Annotated in this window: 15 protein-coding genes; 6 read left to right on the top strand and 9 right to left on the bottom strand. The window is 42.7% G+C overall.

The window, feature by feature from the left end; genetic code table 11:
- Positions 1–122 precede the first annotated feature (122 nt).
- Complete coding sequence (gene mltG / locus Q1A18_RS04025; RefSeq protein ID WP_299577632.1) at positions 123–1,184, bottom strand: endolytic transglycosylase MltG; 1,062 nt, start codon at positions 1,182–1,184, stop codon at positions 123–125.
- 170 nt (positions 1,185–1,354) lie between these two features.
- Between mltG and Q1A18_RS04030 the strand changes: the two genes are divergently transcribed.
- Positions 1,355–2,545, top strand: coding sequence for an FprA family A-type flavoprotein (locus Q1A18_RS04030; RefSeq protein WP_299577634.1), 1,191 nt, complete (start codon positions 1,355–1,357; stop codon positions 2,543–2,545).
- Positions 2,546–2,763: 218 nt separating this feature from the next.
- On the opposite strand, the gene Q1A18_RS04035 is transcribed toward Q1A18_RS04030, so the two are convergent.
- Both Q1A18_RS04035 and Q1A18_RS04040 read right to left on the bottom strand, forming a co-directional pair.
- A complete protein-coding gene (locus Q1A18_RS04035) occupies positions 2,764–4,251 on the bottom strand; it encodes an altronate dehydratase family protein (protein ID WP_299577635.1) in 1,488 nt (495 codons plus the stop codon).
- Positions 4,252–4,257: 6 nt separating this feature from the next.
- Positions 4,258–5,775, bottom strand: coding sequence for a tagaturonate reductase (locus Q1A18_RS04040; RefSeq protein WP_299577636.1), 1,518 nt, complete (start codon positions 5,773–5,775; stop codon positions 4,258–4,260).
- 598 nt (positions 5,776–6,373) lie between these two features.
- Here Q1A18_RS04040 and Q1A18_RS04045 point away from each other — a divergent pair.
- The 4 genes from Q1A18_RS04045 (at position 6,374) to Q1A18_RS04060 (ending at position 10,832) form a co-directional block, all read left to right on the top strand.
- Positions 6,374–7,660, top strand: coding sequence for a DUF4493 domain-containing protein (locus tag Q1A18_RS04045; protein WP_299577638.1), 1,287 nt, complete (start codon positions 6,374–6,376; stop codon positions 7,658–7,660).
- Positions 7,661–8,020: 360 nt separating this feature from the next.
- Positions 8,021–8,785, top strand: coding sequence for an SGNH/GDSL hydrolase family protein (locus Q1A18_RS04050; protein ID WP_299577640.1), 765 nt, complete (start codon positions 8,021–8,023; stop codon positions 8,783–8,785).
- 463 nt (positions 8,786–9,248) lie between these two features.
- Positions 9,249–9,638 (top strand): nuclear transport factor 2 family protein, encoded by a 390-nt coding sequence (locus tag Q1A18_RS04055; RefSeq protein ID WP_299577642.1) that lies wholly within the window; start codon positions 9,249–9,251, stop codon positions 9,636–9,638.
- A gap of 186 nt (positions 9,639–9,824) precedes the next feature.
- Positions 9,825–10,832 (top strand): NAD(P)-dependent alcohol dehydrogenase, encoded by a 1,008-nt coding sequence (locus Q1A18_RS04060; protein WP_299577643.1) that lies wholly within the window; start codon positions 9,825–9,827, stop codon positions 10,830–10,832.
- A 91-nt stretch (positions 10,833–10,923) separates the two neighbouring features.
- On the opposite strand, the gene Q1A18_RS04065 is transcribed toward Q1A18_RS04060, so the two are convergent.
- The 5 genes from Q1A18_RS04065 to Q1A18_RS04085 all read right to left on the bottom strand — a co-directional run bounded on the left by Q1A18_RS04065 (position 10,924) and on the right by Q1A18_RS04085 (position 17,852).
- Entirely contained in the window at positions 10,924–12,948 is a 2,025-nt protein-coding gene (locus tag Q1A18_RS04065) for a transketolase (RefSeq protein ID WP_299577644.1), read from the bottom strand.
- Positions 12,949–13,113: 165 nt separating this feature from the next.
- Complete coding sequence (locus tag Q1A18_RS04070) at positions 13,114–14,283, bottom strand: phosphoglycerate dehydrogenase (protein ID WP_299577645.1); 1,170 nt, start codon at positions 14,281–14,283, stop codon at positions 13,114–13,116.
- 176 nt (positions 14,284–14,459) lie between these two features.
- The gene (locus tag Q1A18_RS04075; protein ID WP_299577646.1) at positions 14,460–15,041 is read right to left on the bottom strand and encodes a DUF2179 domain-containing protein; all 582 of its coding nucleotides are present in this window, start codon (positions 15,039–15,041) and stop codon (positions 14,460–14,462) included.
- 77 nt (positions 15,042–15,118) lie between these two features.
- The gene (locus tag Q1A18_RS04080; RefSeq protein ID WP_299577647.1) at positions 15,119–16,693 is read right to left on the bottom strand and encodes a peptide chain release factor 3; all 1,575 of its coding nucleotides are present in this window, start codon (positions 16,691–16,693) and stop codon (positions 15,119–15,121) included.
- A 55-nt stretch (positions 16,694–16,748) separates the two neighbouring features.
- Positions 16,749–17,852 (bottom strand): gamma-glutamyl-gamma-aminobutyrate hydrolase family protein, encoded by a 1,104-nt coding sequence (locus Q1A18_RS04085; RefSeq protein ID WP_299577648.1) that lies wholly within the window; start codon positions 17,850–17,852, stop codon positions 16,749–16,751.
- 123 nt (positions 17,853–17,975) lie between these two features.
- Here Q1A18_RS04085 and Q1A18_RS04090 point away from each other — a divergent pair, with 123 nt between their 5' ends.
- On the top strand, positions 17,976–19,388 hold the full coding sequence (locus tag Q1A18_RS04090) for a glycoside hydrolase family 16 protein (protein WP_299577649.1): 1,413 nt from the start codon (positions 17,976–17,978) through the stop codon (positions 19,386–19,388).
- A 65-nt stretch (positions 19,389–19,453) separates the two neighbouring features.
- Here Q1A18_RS04090 and Q1A18_RS04095 read toward each other — a convergent pair whose 3' ends face one another.
- Complete coding sequence (locus Q1A18_RS04095; protein WP_299577650.1) at positions 19,454–21,742, bottom strand: patatin-like phospholipase family protein; 2,289 nt, start codon at positions 21,740–21,742, stop codon at positions 19,454–19,456.
- Positions 21,743–21,785 lie beyond the last annotated feature (43 nt).

Genomic DNA, 21,785 nt, shown 5'->3' on the forward strand with positions numbered 1-21,785 from the left:
GGCAAACGAAGCTTTACGCATGTTAAATGAAAAAAGCGGAATTGTATCTACAATTCCGCTTTTTTCGTCTTAGGAAAGCTTGTTTGCGCGGGCATTTCCCGTTGCCAAACTATGCCTGAAAGTTATTTCCATATTTTCTTTGCATTCAAGGCTTGCTGGTAACGACGGGCATTCTTGTTGTGTTCCCGAAGCGTGCGTGCAAAGTTATGGTATCCGTTAAATTCGTCGCTGGCGCACATGTACAAGTAGCTGTGACTTTCCGCATTCAGCACGGCTTCTATGCTTGATATTTCCGGAAAGTTGATGGGACCCGGAGGTAGTCCTGCATGCTTGTAGGTGTTGTAGGGCGAATCGACCTCAAGGTGTTTGTTCAGCACGCGCTTGATGCTGAAATCACCCACAGCAAACTTAATGGTTGGGTCGGCTTGCAAAAGCATGCCCCGCTTAATACGATTCAGGTAGAGGCCAGCCACTCGGGGCTTTTCATCGGCTTTAATGGTTTCTTCCTGAACAATGGAGGCTACGGTTGAAACTTGGACCGGAGTTAGGCCCAGGGCTTCAGCCTTGGCCAAACGATCCTTGTTCCAGAAACGCTGGTATTCCGAGTGCATGCGTTCAACGAATTGTTCCGGAGTTGTGGTCCAGTAAAATTCATAGGTGTTTGGGATAAACATGGCGTGAAACGAGTAGCGGTCAAACCCATTTGCTGCAATAACATTGCTGTCGTTCAGGTAAGTCAGAAACTCAATGGAATCCGGCTCCAGGCGCTGAGCAATTGAACCGGCCAGCTCATCTATAAAACGCAGGTTGTTGAAGGTAACGGTTACCGGTTTCTGATTGCCTGCCCGCAACATGTTCACAATCTGATTGGTGTTCATGCCCCGGTTGAAAACATATTTCCCTTTTTTGATGGAGGCAGGGTAGTTCTTCTTCTTAGCCACCCATCGAAAGGCCTTCTCATTTTCTAAAATTTGATGTGCATTCAGCGAATCCAGCACATCCTGGAAGGTCGCTTCCTTGGGAATGGTAATGCTTCCGGGCTGTTTCACGTTTTCAGCAAAAATGTATTGGAAAAGCTGGTAGCCACGCAGTCCGGCAACGATAAACGCGGCCGCAAAAAAAATAAGCACCCATTTGTTGAGCTTTGGAAAAAGGTGTAAACGATTAGTCGATTTCAAATCCATTATATCTTCTCTAATTTCGTTGTTAGGCTACAAAAATAATCTTTTCTGGGACTTTTCGGCAGTGTGAGTTTTACCTTAATTTTTGAAGAATTGAAAGCCCGGAGGTTCAGTTCTGAGCTAAATTCGTTATTTTCGTGACCCGAAGAATGACTTTAAAAAAATAGATAATTATGCATCAGGTTAAGCTTGCTGAAAATATTTACTACTTAGGTTATAACGACCGAAGAACGACCTTGTTTGAAAACATCTGGCCAATTCCTCACGGCGTTTCGTACAACTCGTATTTAATTGTTGATGAGAAAATCGCTTTGGTTGATACGGTAGAGCGTCAGTTCATTGATGATTACCTGGATCAGATTGAAACATTGATTGGTGACCGTCAGGTTGATTATTTGATCATCAATCACATGGAACCGGATCACTCAGGAGCCATCAAAGCCGTAAAAACCAAGTATCCGAATATTACGCTGATTGGAAATAAAAAGACATTCGGTTTTGTGGAAAGTTTTTACTTCAAACCTGAAAATACGTTGGAGGTAAACGACGGATCAACTCTGGATCTTGGAAAAGTGAAGCTTCAATTTCAAACCATTCCGATGGTGCACTGGCCCGAAACGATGGTGACTTATGATGAAACCAACAAAATTCTGTTTTCGGGTGATGCCTTTGGTAGCTACGGAACTTTGGATGGTGGTGTTTTTGACGATGAAATTAACCTGGATTTTTATGAGGTTGAAATCATGCGTTACTTCACCAACATTGTCGGTAAATACTGCCCACATACGCAGCGCGCCATCAAAAAACTGGCTCCTTTGGATATCCAGATGATTGCGGCTACACACGGACCAATCTGGCGTACGGATTTGGATTGGGTGCTGAGCCGTTACAACAAATGGAGCACCTACGATACTGAAAAAGGGGTGGTGATTGTGTATGGCTCGATGTATGGAAATACGCAAAAAATGGCTGAGGTAATTGCTCGTCAGCTAAGTGAGCGTGGAATTAAAAACATTCGTGTTTACGATTCATCTAAAACGCACGATTCATACATCATCAACGATATTTTTAAATACAAAGGGTTTATTGTTGGAAGCTGTGCCTACAACAATGCCATGTTCCCCAATGTGCAAACCTTGCTGACAACCATTGAACATATGGGAGTTAAAGATCATTACCTGGGCGTGTTTGGTAACTTTGCCTGGAATGGTGGTGGTGTGAAAAACCTGATGAAGTTTGCTGAAAAAATTAACTGGGATTTGGTATACCAACCCGTAGAAGAAAAAGGCGCTTTGAAAAAAGATAAGTACCAGGAATGCATTGAAATGGCCAATGCGATGGCTGATAAATTGTTAGCCGAGTAATTGAGCATCTGTCAGGTCCATTTTTTCTCTTTCAGGAAAAGAGGGGAGTGGCTGAACATTGGAGTAATGCCTGTTAAAGTAATTTAGCAGGCATTATTTTTTGTCATTAAGTAGGGGCAGCTATATAAAACAAAATCCCTCCGGCACTCCGAAGGGATTTTTACTACTACTACTCAATTACTACTAACTACCCCTACCCGAGGGGATATTTTAATCTTTTACAGGGTTATTCCGGTTTTAAAGATAGCAATTTCTTTGAACCCGCTAAGCTCATGTTTTAATTTTTTACCTTCTGCGACGAAAATTATTTCGTTAAATAATTCGTTGGTCAATTCTTCCATGGAACAACCTTCAAGAAGTTTTCCTGCATTAAAGTCAATCCAGTTTGTTTTCTTCTCGTAAAGTGCTGTGTTCGTGGCTATTTTCATGGTTGGAGCAAAGCTACCGAAAGGGGTGCCACGTCCGGTGGTGAACAGTACCAACTGGCATCCGCTGAAGCCAAGTGCAGAGGCGGCAACCAAATCGTTACCCGGTGACGAAAGCAGGTTTAACCCATTTTTGCGCAGTGGTTCAGCATAGCCCAGCACATCAACAATGGTTGCTGTTCCTCCTTTTTGGGTACATCCCAGCGATTTATCTTCGAGTGTGGTAATACCTCCCTGCTTATTCCCCGGTGATGGGTTTTCGTATACCGGAAGCTTGTGTCTCAGGTAATATTCTTTAAAGTCATTAATCAGATGAACTGTTTTGTCAAAGACTTCCTTGTTGGCCGAGCGCTCCATCAGCAAGTGTTCGGCTCCAAACATTTCCGGTACTTCCGTCAGAATGGTGGTACCTCCGCGGGCGATCAGGAAGTCGGAAAGCGACCCAACCAGCGGGTTAGCTGTAATTCCGGACAAGCCATCAGACCCCCCACATTTCAGACCAATTTTTAAGGCTGAAACCGGACAATCAGTGCGTTGATCGTAACGCATAACCTCGTACAACTCTTCCAAAAGCTGCAGCCCTTTTTCCACTTCATCTTCAACTTCCTGAGCTACCAAAAACTTGATACGCTGCTCATCGTAATCACCAATAAACTTTTTGAGATGGCTGATTTGATTGTTTTCACATCCTAAGCCCATCACCAGCACACCGCCGGCATTGGGATGGTTGATGAGGTTGGCCAGAGCCTTCTGGGTGTTTTCATGGTCATCACCCAATTGAGAACAGCCATAACTGTGTCGGAATACCTGCACATTATCAATGTCGTTTGCCGGATGGCTGGCCTTAAACTGGCTAATGACCTGATCGGCCTGCCCATTTACACAGCCCACGGTTGGTACAATCCACAGCTCGTTGCGGATACCAACCTGACCATTGCTTCGTTGGAAACCTTTAAAGCTTCGCTCTTCTTCCACAGCTTGCAGGGAATTCAATTTTTGATTGAACTTATACTCCATTGTTCCTGACAAGTTGGTTTTTGTGTTGTGCACATGAACGTGGTCACCGGCCTGAATCGCTTCGGTGGCATGTCCAATGGGGACACCATATTTCATGATGTTGTCTCCCTCTGTGATGGGTTCCAGTGCAATTTTATGTCCTCGTGGAACATCCGTTTTTAAGGTGATTTTCTGATCTTCCAGTTCGATGAACTCTCCGGCAGAAAAGTCTTTTAATGCGATGACAACGTTGTCCTGCGCATTTATTTTAATGGTATTTGCCATGTTTTCCTAATTAATTGTAGCCTCAGCTTCTTTGGCTTTTCCTTCGATGGTCATTTCCATCAGCGGGTTATTTTCGCTCAGCACAGCTTTTACAGCTTTTTTCATGCCTACCTGCTGAATCAGGAAAAGGTAGTGACTAACGGTGATTGTTAAGTTTGGAATTTCATTCAGGTTTTGTTTCCAGACTTTGTCCAGAGCCAGCACTTTTTCAACTAACTGGTAAATTGAAATTGGACGGCCATCGCAGGCTTCCCAAGCTTCTTTGTAAAAATCCAGAATCCACTGATCTTCCTGAATAGGGTAGCTCTTACCTTCAGCTTCGCCTTTGAAATAGGCAATCATAGCAGCCAGCGAGAATACCAGCTTTTGTGGCAGCATGTTATGAAGCTTCACAAAATTGCGTAAAGAGGGGAGGTTACGTGTTTCCCATTTCGACATGGCATTCAGAGCAATACTTTGCCATTGGTGACGAATGTAAGGGTTTGAAAAGCGCTCCAGAATTTTACCGGCAAAGTTTTTCAATTCTTTTTCAGAACCATCCAGAACCGTCAAAACTTCATCGTAAACCAATTCTTTCATGAAACTTCCTGTCTCCAGATTCTCATAAGCTTCGCGCACCGTTTCAATACCACTTAAATACGATACCGCATAGCTTCCGGTGTGGCAGCCGTTGAGTACCTGAACTTTTTGTTCGCGGAAACGGGTCATATCTTTTACAAATTTTACATCAAGACCAGCTTTGGCAGCAGGAAATTCATCGGCAACCCACTCGGGCGCCTCAATCACCCACAGGTGAAAATATTCGCCCACAACAACCAAGTTGTCTTCGTAGCCCAGCTCGGCTTGAATTTCTTTGATATCATCTTTCGGGAATCCGGGTACAATGCGGTCGACCAACGTGTTGCAAAATGCACAGGCTGTGTCCACCCATTGCTTGAATGTATTGCCCAGCTGCCAGTTGTCGGCATGTTGCAACACATATTTTTTCAGCATATCACCATTGCGGTCAATCAATTCGCAGGTGAAGAAAATGAGTCCTTTGTCCTGAGCACCTTCAAAAGCCTTAAAGCGCTCGTAAAGCAGAGCCGTTACTTTAGCAGGGAAAGATTTTTGGGGCTTCATGTCCAATGTGTCAGTTGGATCATAAGCAATACCGGCCTCCGTGGTATTCGAAATCACAAAGCGTAAATCCGGATTAACAACGGATTCGCGATACGTTTCGAATTCGGTGTATGGATTGATCCCTTTATTCAAACATTGAATAAATTCATATTCCTTAACCGGTTTCCCGTTTTTAATTCCTTTCAGGTAAACATGATACAGACCGTCTTGCTGGTTCAGCAAATCCACCATGCCACCGGGAAGGGGTTGAACGACATCAATTCCGGCGTTAAACCCGATTTCATTATTCATTTTTTGTACCATCCAATCGGCAAAGGCTCTTAAGAAATTACCTTCTCCAAACTGAAGAATTCGGGTAGGATATTGAGCTGCATTTTTTACGTTTGGTCTATTAAGCTTCATTTTATTGTTTTTGAGTTATTTAAAAAGAACCGTGTTCGCACACGAAATTGACGCATAAAAAAACCGTGTTCGCACACGATTCGGTCGACGAAAGTATACTATTTTTTGAAATTCCCCTAATTTGTATCTGGATTTTGACGTTAAATTATCTTTAAACAGCTTTCCATCGTCTAACATAAAAAGATAGTTGTTGACTTCATCGCACCTTGCATAGGGGATTAAGCAAATTCGGTGTTCTGTAGTGAAAAATTGACTGCGGTAAAATTATAACAGGATTTATGGCTGAATATTTTACGATGAAATAAAATTCTTCCTGATGCAATTTCTGTTGTCATTTATCGACTGTTCTATTTACTCTTTTAAAGAAAATCTTGTTTCACAAGGGACGTTGGATATTTAAAAAATCTAAAGAATATTTTTATTAACGATCAAGCTGTAAGTTCAGAGTCAGTAAACTTATTTCTTCTAAATAGTATTGCTATTCCTTTGATTTTTTTGATTAACAATCAGTTAGTTAGAATGATTCTAAATTTCAGTTTACTCTTGACTTATTTCAGGAAGAGTTATAAATTGTTTTGTAAAACAAACTTTAACTGCCATGAAATCAATTAATCAGAAGTCCATTTACGCGATAGTAGTTGTCACCATTTGTCTTTTAACAAGCGCTTGCCGTAACAATGAACCCTTACCTGAAGAGATTACCGGAAAACTAAAACTTAAAGTGGGCTTGTCTTTAGTCATAAAAGAAGTCAACAATCCTTTGAAATCAGTATCTACAGGTAATTTTGGTGTGGAAATATTCAGTATTGGGAGTACTGAACCTGTTATGACCTTTGGTAGTGTGCTTGATATTCCGGAGGTGCTTGAACTATCCACAGGTGAATACTATGCAACTGCCTTCTCGCAGGACAATCCAGTTGCTGCATTTGACGCTCCTTATTATTATGGTGAATCTGAGTCATTTACTATAATGGAGGGAGAAACAACGCAAGTAGATATTGCCTGTTCGTTGGCAAATATCATGGTGACTGTTTTATATTCCGACCAGGTGATTAGTTCTTTTACCGATTACAGCACTACAGTGAGCAATGCAGGCGGAAGCCTAATATTCTCCAAAGGGGAGGAAAGAGCTGGCTATTTCAATGCTGGACCTTTAAACATTGAATCAGAACTTAGGTCTGGAGATGGAGTAACCAGTCAACCCAAAACAATTAGCGGTACAATTACCAGTCCTCAGTTGGGTAAACATTATGAAATTCATATAGATGCATCGGTGGATGATGGTCGTGCTCTTTTCAATATTTCACAATCAGACATGGTGGAGACTAAAATAGTTACCTTTTCAGATGGGGCAAATGGAGGTAGTAGAGAATTAGCTCTTGGTGATTTGCTGATTACGGAGATCATGTATAATCCTGGAGCTATAGCAGATTCTGAAGGAGAATGGATTGAGGTGTTTAATAATTCAGCTGAAGAAATTAATTTGAAAGACCTTGTACTTAGACGAGGTTCAACCAATGCATTTCATCAAATAGCAACAGATCTGATTTTGCCTCCTGAAGCTTATGCTGTTCTGGGGAGAACTACATTAGCAGCAGACCGTGTTGATTATGTGTATGGCAATAGTATAGGCTTGGTAAACGGAGGAGATGAACTTTTACTAAATACGTATGGGACTGATGGAACAGATGGACTTGTCATATGCTCTGTAGACTATGGGGCTGGAAGTTTTGTGCCTGATAGAGAAGGGAAGTCTATTCAGCTTGATCCGGTAGTTCGTGATGCAGTGGCCGCTCAGGATGGTTTGAGCTGGTGTTCATCGACACTTGCCTATTCAACCGGCGATTTCGGTACGCCTGGAACAGTTAATTCTTCGTGCGAATGATTTTTTTTAGTTTATCGAAGATTCAGTTATAACACGTAGCAAGGGGCGGGATGGGCCTTTGCTGACTGCGGGATTTCTGATCAACTGGCATTTGCGCGCTATCGGAGATTTCAAAATCCAAAGTTTCTGGTTGACAATGCTAAAAAATATCGTTATTTTCTGGTGTTTTTTTTGATGCCCCCTGGAAAGATATTTACAGCAAGGTTAGGATTTGAACGGAGTCCTTTGAGGAGGCATGCCAAATTCACAAATTAATTGAAAAGACATACCAGGAGCTAGGCTAGCGGTTGGTTGAAGCACCCAAAGTCCCGGTTCCAGAACGGGTCGGGTTTATTCAAAAATATCTAACGCAACTAAATTATGAGTTTATCAAGAAGAAAATTTTTTAAACGCTCTGCTGTTCAGGCGGCCGGAATTGCCAGCATTCCAATGATTTTGTCGGCCACCGTACCTGAAAAGAAAAAGAAAAAAAAGGATCAGTTTGCAATCTTGCCTCAAGATGGGACTGTTCTTTTTCAGGGCGATTCGATTACTGATGCCGGAAGAAACCGGGAAAGGCAGCTCCCCAATGACGCCAGTTCTTTTGGAAATGGATATGCCCTGATGGCGGGAGCGAGTTTATTGACCAAGCAGGCTGAGAAGAACCTGACGATTTATAACCGAGGAATTAGTGGAAATAAAGTGTATCAGCTGCATGACCGTTGGTATGAAGACTGCCTGGATCTGAAACCAGACGTTTTAAGTATTCTGATTGGTGTGAATGACTATTGGCACAAACGTAACGGAAACTACGAAGGAACGGTGCAGGTGTACGAAAACGATTTCCGGGCTTTGCTGAAACGCACGAAAGAGGCCCTGCCTGAAGTGACTTTGGTGATTTGTGAGCCGTTCTCTGTTCCTGGCGGATCAGCCATTGGCGAAAACTGGATGGAGGAATTTAGACCTTACCAGCAAGTTGCCAAAAAATTGGCTGACGAATACAAAACCTTGTTTGTTCCTTATCAAAAGATTTTCGAAAAGGCCATGAACTATGCGCCGGCAACCTACTGGAGTGGGGACGGAGTTCATCCTTCGATGGCCGGAGCTCAGCTGATGGCCAGCGCTTGGTTAAAAGTGGTAAAATAAGCAACAGATAAATCAAAACGGAAATAGACGACAGCTTGATTTTGCTTAGCTTTCGTTTCTGCTATCGAAGATATAGGAAGGTCGGGAAAAATCCCGGCCTTTTTTCGTGTGTTGTACTGATGATTATTTGCCCCAGGCAGGCTTCTTTTTTTACTCAAAATAAATCAGCCTATTATTTTGAATTAATTTAGATAAGGCGTAACTTGATTCCTCATTTGCAAAACTATGGGGCTGATTGATAGTCCGTTCTCTCTCAAACTCACTGCCTGTCTTAAACTGTATGATTCGCCAAAAATCGCTTCTCTTTATTCGTTGAATGAAGTGTTCATTCGTACTGCTATTGCTTTAGCTGGACTCGGAAATGCATGAAAGAGTTCGATTGTGCAATGGAAAAGACCAGCGGCTGCAAGATTAAGCAGATTGAGAAATCAGGGGTAATGGAAACAAATTTTAAATGGGTAACATGGGTAATTTAGAGATTTTAAAAAAGGGCTACCAGGATTTTGCGTCTGGTAACATTAAAGGAGTTCTTTCTTCTTGGCATAAAGATATTGTTTGGGAAGAATGTATCGGTTTTCCATATGTAAACGATGATGGTCGCTATGTAGGCGCACAAACTGTTGTAGATGAGGTTTTGGCACTCATTCCGGAGTATTATGAAAACTTTAAAATTGAAGTTTTTGACTTCGTTGATGGCGGAGATAAAATTGTGATGGTTGGTCATTACACGGGAACCTGGAAAGCTACAGGGAAAAAGTTCAAGGCCAATGCCACACATACCTGGACTTTTAAAGATGGAAAAGCAATTCATTTTTTTCAGGCGGCTGATTCGGCAGCGATCATTAAGCCGTAACTCAAACGATTCTTAGCGAGCAGGAATCCCTTATTGGTTTTTGTTCGCCAGGATTTTCGCACCAGGCCATGCCGAGGATTTTATTCATATAAATACCTCAAGTTGTCGGTTGTCCGCATTTTATCAACTCCTTTTGACAGTGGCTTAATGCTCACTCCCGATTATTAATAATAAACGACAGATATTATGAGAACAGTAAATGCCTATGCAGCGAATGAGCCAGGAGGAAAGCTCGTTCCTTTTTCTTACGAATTGCCGGATATCGGTTCGGATCAGGTCGATATTAAAGTTCATTACTGCGGAATTTGCCATTCGGATTTAAGTATGCTTAACAACGAATGGGGAATGACGCAATACCCGTTTGTTCCCGGGCACGAAGTGATTGGAGAAGTGGTGAGTGTTGGACAGGAGGTTAAAAATATTAAGGAAGGAGATCGTGTTGGACTAGGCTGGAACTCGGGGTCATGTATGCATTGCGACCAATGTATGAGTGGCAGCCATAACTTGTGTTCTACTGTTGAAGGCACCATTGTGGGGCGTCATGGCGGGTTTGCGGATTATGTGAGGTGCCACTGGTCGTGGGCCATTGCTATTCCTGATGGAGTGGATAGTCAAAAAGCCGGTCCGCTGCTATGTGGAGGCATAACCGTTTTTAATCCGATTGTGCATTGGGGAATAGAGCCAACTGATAAAGTGGGGGTGATTGGAATTGGAGGGCTTGGTCATATGGCTTTAAAATTTCTGAATAAATGGGGTTGTGAAGTGGTGGCATTCAGTTCCAATCCGGACAAGGAAGCGCAAATTAAAGCCATGGGAGCAACTAAAGTTATTAATTCGCGCGATCCGAAGCAGTTGGAGAGTATTGCCGGAACGCTTGATTTCATTTTAAACACAACCAATGTAACGCTTGACTGGAATGCCTATTTGTCAACTCTGGCTCCGAAAGGTAAATTTCATACGGTAGGAGCGGTACTGGAGCCCATGGCTATTCCGGCTTTCTCATTGATCATCGGGGAAAAATCGGTTGGTGGAAGTCCGCTGGGCAGTCCTGCTTTGACACGCACTATGCTTGATTTCTGTAAGCGTCATGCCATTTACCCAATGATCGAAGAATTTCCGATGGACCAGGTGAATGAAGCCCTCGAGCATCTTGAAAAGGGAAACGCCCGTTACCGTATTGTGTTAAAACGATAGGATTTAATGGTCCATCTTTAAAACTCAGGACTGTAGTAAGAAACAAAAAAAGGCCGGTTATTCCGGCCTTTTCTGATGTATTGTGGTGTGATTAAGCTAACAGCTTTTTCACTTGATTGTAAACGTTTTGTGCGTTGAATCCTAATTTCTCATCCAGCACCGTGTAAGGGGCTGAGAATCCAAACGAATCCAATCCGAAAACAGTTCCATCAGCGCCAACCAACCCTTCAAGGTTAACAGGCAAGCCAGCAGTCAAACCAAATTTTTTCACGCCTGCTGGCAGTACTTCATTTTGGTATTCAGGTGTTTGGCTTCTGAATAGTCCTTCGGAAGGAACTGAAACAATGCGGCATTTGATGTTTTCTTTTTCCAGTAATTCAGCTCCGGCAACCAATGTGGCAACTTCAGATCCACTGGCCAGCAAAATAACATCCGGTGTTCCTTCAGAATCAGTAACGATGTAAGCACCTTTTTCCGATTTTAACGCATCGGCATAACGATTTTCACCCGGAAGGTTCGGAATGTTCTGACGCGACAGGATTAATGCTGTTGGCGTTTTTGTGTTCTCCAAAGCCAGTTTCCAGGCTACTGTTGTTTCTTCTGCATCAGCCGGACGCAATACCAAGGTTGAATTTTCACCTTTGTGGTTTTTCAATTTCTCCATCAGACGAATTTGAGCCTCTTGCTCAACAGGCTGGTGGGTAGGACCATCTTCTCCTACGCGGAAAGCATCGTGTGTCCATACGTATTTTACAGGCAATTCCATCAAGGCAGCCATTCGGATAGCTGGTTTTTGGTAATCGCTGAAAACAAAGAAAGTACCGCACACCGGAATTACACCGCCGTGCAGGGCCATACCATTCATGATGGAGGCCATGGTTAACTCACAAACACCAGCTTGAAGGAAAGCTCCAGTGAAGTCACCTTTGCTGAAAGCAGTTGTTTTCTTCAGGAAACCATCGGTTTTGTCTGAGTTTGACAAGTCAGCTGAAGATACGATCATATTTTCAACCTCTTCAGCAAAAGCGGCCAATACGGTTGCCGAAGCAGCACGAGTGGCTGTTCCCGCTTTTTGTTGGATTTTGCTAAAGTCAAATTCAGGCGCTTCTTGTGAGTAGAATTTCCCCAGTTTTTGGGCCAGTTCCGGATTGGCTTTTGCCCATTCGGCTTGCTCGGCTTTCTTCACAGCTGCTGCTGCAATTAGCTCTTCGTTGCGCTTTTTGAATAAGTCTTCCACTTCAGGGAAGATTTGGAACGGGTTTTTAGGATCGCCGCCCAAGTTGGCAATTGTTTTGTCTAATGATGCTCCTGCAGCTCCCAGAGGCTGCCCGTGTGTTGAAACTTTGCGTTCGAAACTTTCGCCAGTTTCTGTCATCGCACCTTTACCCATAATGGTTTTACCAATAATCAGGGTTGGCTTTTCAGTTTCTGCGTTAGCTGTTTTCAGGGCCTCACGAAGAGCATCGTGGTTGTTGCCATCAATTGTGAGGACATTCCATCCCCAGGCTTCGTATTTTTTAGCAGTATCTTCAGTTGATACCTCGTCTGTTTCTGTTGAAAGCTGGATATCGTTTGAATCATAGAACATGACCAGGTTGCTCAATCCCAAAAATCCGGCAATTCGTCCGGCTCCCTGCGAAATTTCTTCCTGAATACCACCGTCTGAAATGAAAGCGTAGGTTTTATGAGCCATCCATTCGCCAAAACGAGCTACCATAAAGCGCTCAACAATGGCTGCACCAACGGCCATGGTGTGTCCTTGTCCCAGCGGACCAGACGTATTTTCAACGCCGCGCTCAACATCCACCTCGGGATGCCCGGGGGTAACGCTTCCCCACTGGCGGAAGTTTGCCAGGTCTTCCATACTGTATTTGCCTGTTAAAGACAAAATGGAATACAACATGGGCGACATGTGTCCCGGATCCAAAAAGAAGCGGTCACGATTAGCCCAGCTCATGTCTGAAGGGTCGTAGTTCAAAAACTCAGAATACAATACGCTTACAAAATCAGCTCCGCCCATGGCACCACCAGGATGGCCGGATTTTGCTTTTTCAACCATTGCGGCAGAAAGAATGCGAACATTATCTGCAGCTTTTTCGATCAACTTGTTACTCATGATTCTATTTTTTGCCAGAATTAAAATTATCCAGTTCTAGTGCGTTTTTTCAAACGCTTGCAAAATTAAGATTATTTACGAAGTGAGAAGAATAAAAAGAAAGATACCGGCTGAATAAAGCAAAAAGCTTAAGGCGAGCCGGTATCTGTTTGTGTTGTAAGATCCTTATTGAATGATTCTTACCATGATGACTCCATCGATTGCTCCAATTTTGTCAATTAAGGAAAGATCAGCTTCTTTTCGGTCAACATCAATGATGTTGTAAGCAATGTCTGCTTTGTTGCGGTTAAGCATGTTGGCAATGTTGTAGCCCTCGCCAGCTAATAAGGTCGAGATTTGGCTAACCATATTGGGGACGTTTTTGTTAGCCACTACAATACGTGCTCCTCCTGTGCGCTCCATTTCAGCTGCAGGAAAATTTACCGAGTTAATGATATTGCCGTTTTCCAGGAATTCTCTGATTTCATCAACAGCCATCACAGCGCAGTTGGTTTCCGATTCAGCCGTTGAAGCTCCCAGGTGAGGAATGGAAATTACCTTGTCCATTTTCAGGGTTTCTTCATCGGGGAAATCCGTGATGTAGCGTGCAACTTTACCTGCCTCAATAGCAGCGGCCAAATCCTGGTTGTTCACCAGACCTCCACGCGCGAAGTTGAGCACCCGAACGCCGTCTTTCATCATCTTGAATTTATCCTTGTTGATAAAACCTTTGGTTTCCGGAGTTAACGGGATTTGCAGGGTTACGTAGTCTGCATTAGCAAGCAACGATTCCATGCCTTCGGCTTGTTTTACATTGCGGCTTAGTTTCCAGGCATGTTTTACCGAAATAAACGGGTCATATCCTAAAACATTCATGCCAAGAGCTTGTGCGGCGTTGGCCACTAAAACACCAATAGCACCCAGTCCGATAACAGCTAGCGTCTTTCCACGAATCTCTTGTCCGGCAAAGTTTTTCTTGCCTGCTTCAATTAAGGCAGGAACCTCATCGCCCTTGCCAATCAATGTTTTGGCCCATTCAATAGAACCTGCAATATCGCGCGAAGCCAGCAGGAGGCCGGCAATGGTTAATTCTTTTACAGCGTGGGCATTGGCGCCGGGAGTATTAAAAACAACAACACCCTGGTTGGTGCATTTTTCAATTGGAATATTATTGACACCTGCTCCCGCACGGGCAATGGCTTTCAGGTTTGATGGCAATTCCATGTCGTGCATTTTCATGCTGCGCACAATAATTCCATCGGGATTTGAAAACTCACTGGCAATTTCGTATTGATCTAAAGGGAAGTTTTTTAAACCAACAGGATCAATCTTATTTAAGGTTTGAATCTTAAACATATTATTAAATTTTTTGATGTTATGATTTTAGCTTTGTTTGAGAAGTTTAAAAAAGTCTGACAAATATCAGAATTTTATTTAAGAATTGATCTTTTTTGTTTTTGTTTTTTAAGAATCTGAAGCTTTTGATAACGTTCCGTACACAATGCTAAAAGGAGGAACAGGAAGGAAGAAACTTATTTCCCTTTGCGCCACCGAAAACTGCCTTTTACCTGTTGGGGCATGCTCTTGCCGATCGATTTGACGTCTTCAATGGAATAAAATGCGTTGGGGTTGTAAGTGCGCATGATTTCAAGCACTTTGTTTAATTCATTACGTTTGATGATGGTATAGATGACAGCGACTTTTTCGACAGCTCCCTGGGCTTCATGGTGAGTAATGCCATAGCCACTGGCTTTTAGCTTGGCAATTAAATTCTGGGCACTCTTTCGGGTTATAATCTGAAGTTGAACAATGCCAACAGCCAACTTTTCTTCAATAATTAATCCAACATAATTTCCGGTTGCAAACCCGGCACCATAGGCAACATAAGCGACCCAATTGTCAATGTTTTGGATGATTTTACTCATGGTAATCAACCAGATAATGACCTCGAAAAATCCAAGCAGGGGAGCGATTAGTTTTTGTCCTTTGGAGACCATCACAATACGAAGGGTTCCAACGGTTACATCACTAATGCGGGCAAAGAAAATTAATAGTGGCAGAAGAATATAGGAAAACAGATCGCCATCGGTAAAATTAAGGGTTAGAATTTCCATAGTCAGTCTGTCATGTTTTTTCTAAAAGTAGAAAAATATACCTTGAAAGGCAAGCGGACTAAAAGTCCGCCTGTTACCTAAAATTCGCTGGTAAAATGGAACTTGATGTCTTTAAACTCATCCTGGGCCATTTGCAGAATGAAGCTGGAATCGGCCATGAATACGTCACGTCCGCGTTTGTCAGTTGCCATTTTCTGATGTTTCCGTTGTTTAAATTCGCGGAGACGCTTAGGATCGCTGCACTCAATCCAGCAGGCTTTGTGCATGGGCAGGTTTTCAAAGCGACATTTTGCGCCATATTCGTGCAGCAAACGATACTCAATTACTTCAAACTGAAGCTGACCTACGGTTCCAATAATTTTTCGACCGTTAAATTGGTTGGTGAACAGCTGTGCAACACCTTCGTCCATCAGCTGGTCAATTCCCTTGGCTAATTGCTTCGATTTCATTGGATCCGCATTTTCAATGTAGCGGAACAGTTCGGGCGAGAAGCTGGGCAGACCTTTAAAATGAATTTCTTCACCCCCGGTAATGGAATCGCCAATAACCAGGTTTCCGGAGTCGGGTACACCAATGATATCGCCCGGATAGGCCTCTTCAATGATTTCTTTTTGAGAAGCCATAAAAGCAGTGGGACTTGATATGCGGAGTGATTTTCCGCTGCGGATGTGTTTGTAGGGTTTGTTTCGTTCAAACTTTCCAGAGCAGATCTTTACGAAGGCAATTCGGCTGCGGTGGTTGGGGTCAATATTCGCGTGAATTTTGAAAATGAACCCACTAAACTGATCCTCTTCTGGTTTTACTTCCCGTTCTTCCGTAAAGCTAGGCCGAGGAGTAGGGGCTATTTCTACAAAAGCATCCAACAACTCCTGAACTCCGAAATTGTAAAGGGCACTACCAAAAAATACCGGAGCGAGGTTACCTTGTAAGTAGTCTTCGTGATTAAATTCGGGATAAACGCCTTCCACCAGTTCCAGTTCTTCGCGTAACTCATCGGCATCATCGCCAATGTATTTTTCAAGCTCCGGACTGTTGATGTCTTTAAAGGCGATTCCTTCTTCAATTTCCTGCACATTGGCATCGAACAGGCGAAGGCTTTGGTTGTATATGTTATATACGCCTTTAAAGTCGGGGCCACTGTTGATGGGCCAGCTTAAAGGGCGGGTTTTAATCTGAAGTTGATTTTCAATTTCATCCAACAGGTCAAATGTATCCTGAGTTGGGCGGTCGAGCTTATTGATAAAAACAATGACGGGTGTTTTCCGCATTCGGCAAACATTCATCAACTTTTCAGTTTGTGGCTCTACACCTTTGGCTGCATCAATGACAATAATAACACTGTCAACTGCAGTAAGTGTCCGGAACGTGTCTTCCTGGAAATCCTGGTGACCCGGAGTATCCAGGATATTGATTTTATAATCCCGGTATTCGAAGCCCATAACCGAAGTGGCTACCGAGATTCCCCGTTGCCGCTCAATTTCCATGAAGTCGGAAGTGGCTCCTTTTTTGATTTTATTACTTTTTACAGCTCCGGCTACGCGAATGGCGCCACCAAAGAGCAGAAGCTTTTCCGTCAGGGTTGTTTTTCCGGCATCCGGATGACTTACAATTCCAAAAGTTCTTCTGCGTTTAATCTCGTCTTTTAAGCCCATACATTTTATTTGAGCTGCAAAAATAGAATTTTTTGTAGAATAATCAGGTGTCGGTTTATTGAATGGATTTGGATATCAATCGCCATATCTTTTTATGAAATTTCACCCCTTCCGCTCCAATCCGTTCGTTGTATGTTCGGGGTTGATCAGAAGGAGAGAACAGCAAGGAGTCAGCCGGAGCAAACAAGGTTGTATCTTCAGGATGAAATTGGAATGCAAAAACATTGGGGTACTTTTTATGGCGAATGCCTTCAATGACTTTTTTGTCTTTTGACCAAGCTGTTACTTCCCAGCAGTCATTTAAGTTTTCAACGGCCTGGTGGTGAGAACTGAGTACAGGCGGAGAGGTGGTTCCACGCCACTTCACGTCATTTCTAAAAAAACCATCTTCCGGCAAATGCAGGTGATGAAAGCTGACAGACATCAACTGGTCATTTTCAAAAATTTCCTGCCAGTAGTTCCGGTGTATTTTATCCTGTTCCAATTGAACAATTTCGGCCGGCTCATCAATCCCGTATACTTCAGCCGGAATATCCTGAACCAAAGTTCCACCGGTGGCCACATTCATACTTTGCATACCCAGGCAAAATCCACCAATAAAATATTTGGGGTTCTGCTCCAGCAGCGGCACAAAGTCGGGGTTTTGAGGTCCTCCCAGAAGATGAAACAGAAAGCTAAGCTCGAACAAGTGCCTGTAAGGATCGGTAACGACTGCATAGTTATTTTCTTCCTGGTATAAAGCTGGCTGAATATCGGGACCACCAAAGAAAAAGATGCCCAGGGTTTGCTGAAAGATAATCTCAAAATTGGCCGAGAAGTCATTTTCCGTATAAATGTTTTCCGGCGTTAACATGCCTGTTAAGTGTTGAAGGTGGAAATTCTCCAGTTCATTTTCATGAATGTAATCCACCGACTGGCTGTAGTTGTAGTTTTCGAAACTATAGTAAACGCCAACAATCTCTGTTTCGCCTACAAACAGAATATTATTGTCGATCAGGTATTTCATGGTTTTTATGTTCTCTACTGTAGGATGCGCCATGAGCAGGTAAGTCTTTCCCGCTTCTCCACCATCCTTGAAATAATCCTGAGCAAAGATTGGAAAGTGGAAGATAAAGCTTAAAACAAACAGAAAGAGGAGCGTACGTTTATTCATTTTCATAGGTGCAGGATTGTTTTTCAGGTGTTGAAATTAATATTTTTCTGAGAGATGCTAAAAAATGTTACTAACTAACTTTTTTATTATTATTTTTAAATCTCATAAACCTGAAGAAAAAGGATCAACATGTCTCTAAAACTGTTTCTGCTAAATACCTTTGGCGGTATTAAAGCCACTTCAAAGATCGAATCGCAAAAAGACTCTCTTTGGAAAGATTATCATGTATTTGTACAAGTTGAACAATCGGATGAACTGAAAGAGTTTTTGCTGTTGGAAGAAAAAGTAAAGTCTGGTTCTTTCAAGAAAGCGAAGGCACAACTGAAAAAATTGAAATTTAAAGGCAGCTCTGAAGAGCGGCAATTGAAACAGTTTAACAAACTAAAACGAAACAAACGCTTGCAGCAATACTTGCAGGTGGCAGATTCGGCCGATTTGAAACGCTACGAAAATCTGAAAGAGGGAAATGACTTGGATCGTTATTTCGAACTGGAAAGAATTATCCAACAAGGAGCAGGTGCTTCCGAAGAAGAAAGCAAAGCCCTTAGGGAAGAGTTTAAGCAGCTAAAAGCATCAGCCGATGTACAGTTCTTCCTGAAATACCCCAATTCAGCAGCTTATAAGAACTATCTGCACATGCAGAAATCAGAGGAACGACGTACCTTTAATGAGCTGAAAGCTGTGATTGAGTCGGACGAATTTAAAGAGCGCAAAAACTACCTGGAAGACCCTAAGAAATGGGAGAAAAGTCAGGAGCACAAAGAAGAACAGCGTTACCTGGAATTGAAAAATAAGCCGGAAATACAGCTCTATCAAAAATACAAGAATACCAATGCTCTGGATTTTCCTAAAAACTGGGAACTGGTTTTTGAGGACCAGTTTGAGAACACGGAGTTGGATCGGTCCAAATGGAAAACCATTAATTATTGGGCCGAGAAGACCGTCGGAAAGAATTTTTCGCAACATGGCGATTTACAGGCTTTCGCCGATGGGAAAAATGTACAAATAGCCGGGGAACGCCTTCGAATTCAAGTCAAAAAGGAAAAGCGGAAAGGCTTGGTTTGGAACCCGGTTTTGGGTTTTGTTGAAAAGGAAATGGATTATTCGTCGGACAGCCTGACCACCGGTGGAATTTTTGAAGCTCAATATGGTATTTTAGAAGCCAAAATTAAGTATAACCCGGATAAGAACTTTCAGGATGTTTTTTACTTGGGAGGCGAACAAAATGGGGCACGGCTTAATTTATTCGAGTGTGGGGCCAAGAGTCAGTTTGGCTTGAGCGCTTCACCAGCAGGGCAGGCAGAAGCGAACTTTTCCTTGTCGGGCTTATCAGCCGGCAAGCTGTACATTTTCTCCATGGTTTGGGAAAAAGGCAAGCTTAGCTGGAAAATCAATGACAAGGAGTTGTTTGCAGTAAATTCCAATGTTCCGGACTATCCGATGTTTTTGAACTTAACATCGCTGGTCATTCAGGATAGCCAGTCAGTTTCCCATCAGTTTGATGTGGACTGGGTTCGGTTTTATCAAAAGAGAAAATCTTAAAAACAGAAAAAAATAATTGGTTGGGCTGTTTGGTTATTACTATAACTGAACAGCCTTTTTTTATATTAATACCCCCGTTTATTGAAAAGGACATAGCCAAAGCTGAACACCACATAAAATTTCGTATTCTCTTTGTCGAAATAATTCAGCGTTAAACTTAATGGCCCAAGTCCGGAATGATAAACAAGACCTCCCATTGCCATTAGGTTTAAGGTTGAAAAATAATCAGAGGCATAGGCTGCCTGAAAATTCTCACCAAGGATGATTTCCTGGGCCGGAGTAAATGCATAGCCTTCAAGGCGGAAGTGCATTTGGTTGCTGAGGTTAAAAATTGTTTTTAAGCCGGAAGCCAGGTATTTATTGGCCCGGTATTTCTTCATAAACAGGGTTTGACTAAAAGGAGTTGGTGAAAAAGTATTGGCTGCGAGCATGGTTGCCGTATAGTTATTCAGAAACTTTTTGTTGCTAAACACGCCATCAACTTCAAAACCCAAGCTGAAATTCCGGCTGATGGGGTAGTAGCGTTCATATTTGGCCTTTAGCGTGTAATAATCTTGCGAGCCGTTATACTCCCGGTTAAGAGGAGAATTGGTGCCTGGTTTGTGTTTCTCACTGCCAACGGTGTAAGTAAAATTCAATTCCGAAGACAAGCCTTCGGTGGCATATTGCTTGTAGTTTTGAGAATTACGCTCAAAGCTGATTTTGGTCGAAAAAGCATCGAACTTTGTTTCTTCAGAGCTATCATCTTTTTTAATCGATTCATTAAAATAATAAGCGTCTGCTGCCGATGAGAAGCTGGTGCCAAGGGTTAGCTTTCCATGGGTTTTCACCGGAAAACCAAGTTCGAAGCGAACGTTGTTTTCATCCTGAATAATATAGGGAGAACTTACATCTTCAAAGAAAAATTCGTTGCTGCTGGTGAAAAAATCCCAGCGGTTAAGGGTGAGGTAGCCCGAAAGGTAAAACGGAAGACTGGTGGGAAAATCAATGCGTCCACCGGCTTTTATTGAACTGTAAAAACGTCCAAAATAAATGTTAGTACTCAAGGTATAGGCCCGGTTATCAAAAAACAGGTAGTCCAGACTCAGGAAGCCTTGGTTGATGGGCTTGGTTGAAACATTGCCACCAAACTTGATTTCCAGCGACTTTTCTTTCGTTACTTTCAGGTGTAGGTCAAAATAGCCGGTTTCTTTGTTATAAAAGGAGACCGGGCGGATCGACCGGAGCTGAGGATCGGCCACAAGTTTAAAATATTCATGTCGAAGTTCATCCAGGTTGATCACATTGTTTTTGTGCTTCACACTCTGTATGATGTATTTGCGCTGCATGGGGTCGGTAACGCCTTCAACCTGTATGTTTTGAAACAGCAGTTCCGGTTTCCGAAGATTGAAGTTTCGTCGTTTTTGTGTCAGGGTTTCTTGAGAAACTCTTCTTTTTATGAGCATTTTGATGCTATCCATTTGAGCCAGCGTGGTTTTGTAGCCGGCCTCTTCAATGGTCAAAATTTTGTTGAAATCAAGTAAGTTGACATTGGAAAAGGAGGTTTCCAGCAAAAGCCCTTTATTTTCCGGAACTTCATAATCGGTTTTCTGCATGATCATGTTTTCCAGCTGCGCCATTACGTCATCCTGACTTGGTTGTTTTGAGTTGTTGGCAACTTTGTGTCCAATAATGATGTCGGGTTGAAAGGCTTCAATGGTATTTTTAACCGGAAAGTTATTGACAATTCCGCCGTCAAACACCAAAACACCATCAATTGTAATGGGTTTAAAATAAAGAGGAAAGGTCATGGATGCCCGGATGGCTTCTCCTAAATCGCCATTCCTCAGCTCTACCTCTGTATTCTCATAAATATCGGTAGCAATGCACAAAAAGGGAACCATCAGGTTGTTAAAATCATAGTTGCACACGGCGTTGGTGGATGAAAACATCTCCATAAAGGCAAAGTCAATTTGCTCTTCAGGGATAATATTGGTCGGCAGTAAAATCTTAAGTCTATCTTCTGTTTTCTGAAGATCAAGATTCAGCCACGCCGGGGTTTGTTCCAGTTTTCTGAAGTAATAGCGGTATTCTTCCTGTATTTTTCCGGTGGCCCAAAACATAAACTGTTCCGACTGAAAAAGCTCTTCCATTTCATCGGGGGTGTAACCGGCAGCATAAAGTCCGCCTACAATAGCCCCCATGGAAGTTCCGGAAATGTAGTCAATAGGGATGTTGTTTTCTTCCATTGCCCGAATAACACCAATGTGTGCCAGACCTTTTGCTCCGCCACCGCTAAGAACAAGTCCAACAGATTGGGCATTGGCAAAAAGGATTGAAACAGACAACAGGAGTGTAAGAAGAAAAGCTTTCATGGGAATAATAACTAGTAACAGGTTTTTGACCTACTAAATTAAG

The organism is uncultured Sunxiuqinia sp. (assembly GCF_947495665.1).
In the GTDB taxonomy this organism is placed as follows: Bacteria; Bacteroidota; Bacteroidia; order Bacteroidales; family Prolixibacteraceae; genus Sunxiuqinia; species Sunxiuqinia rutila.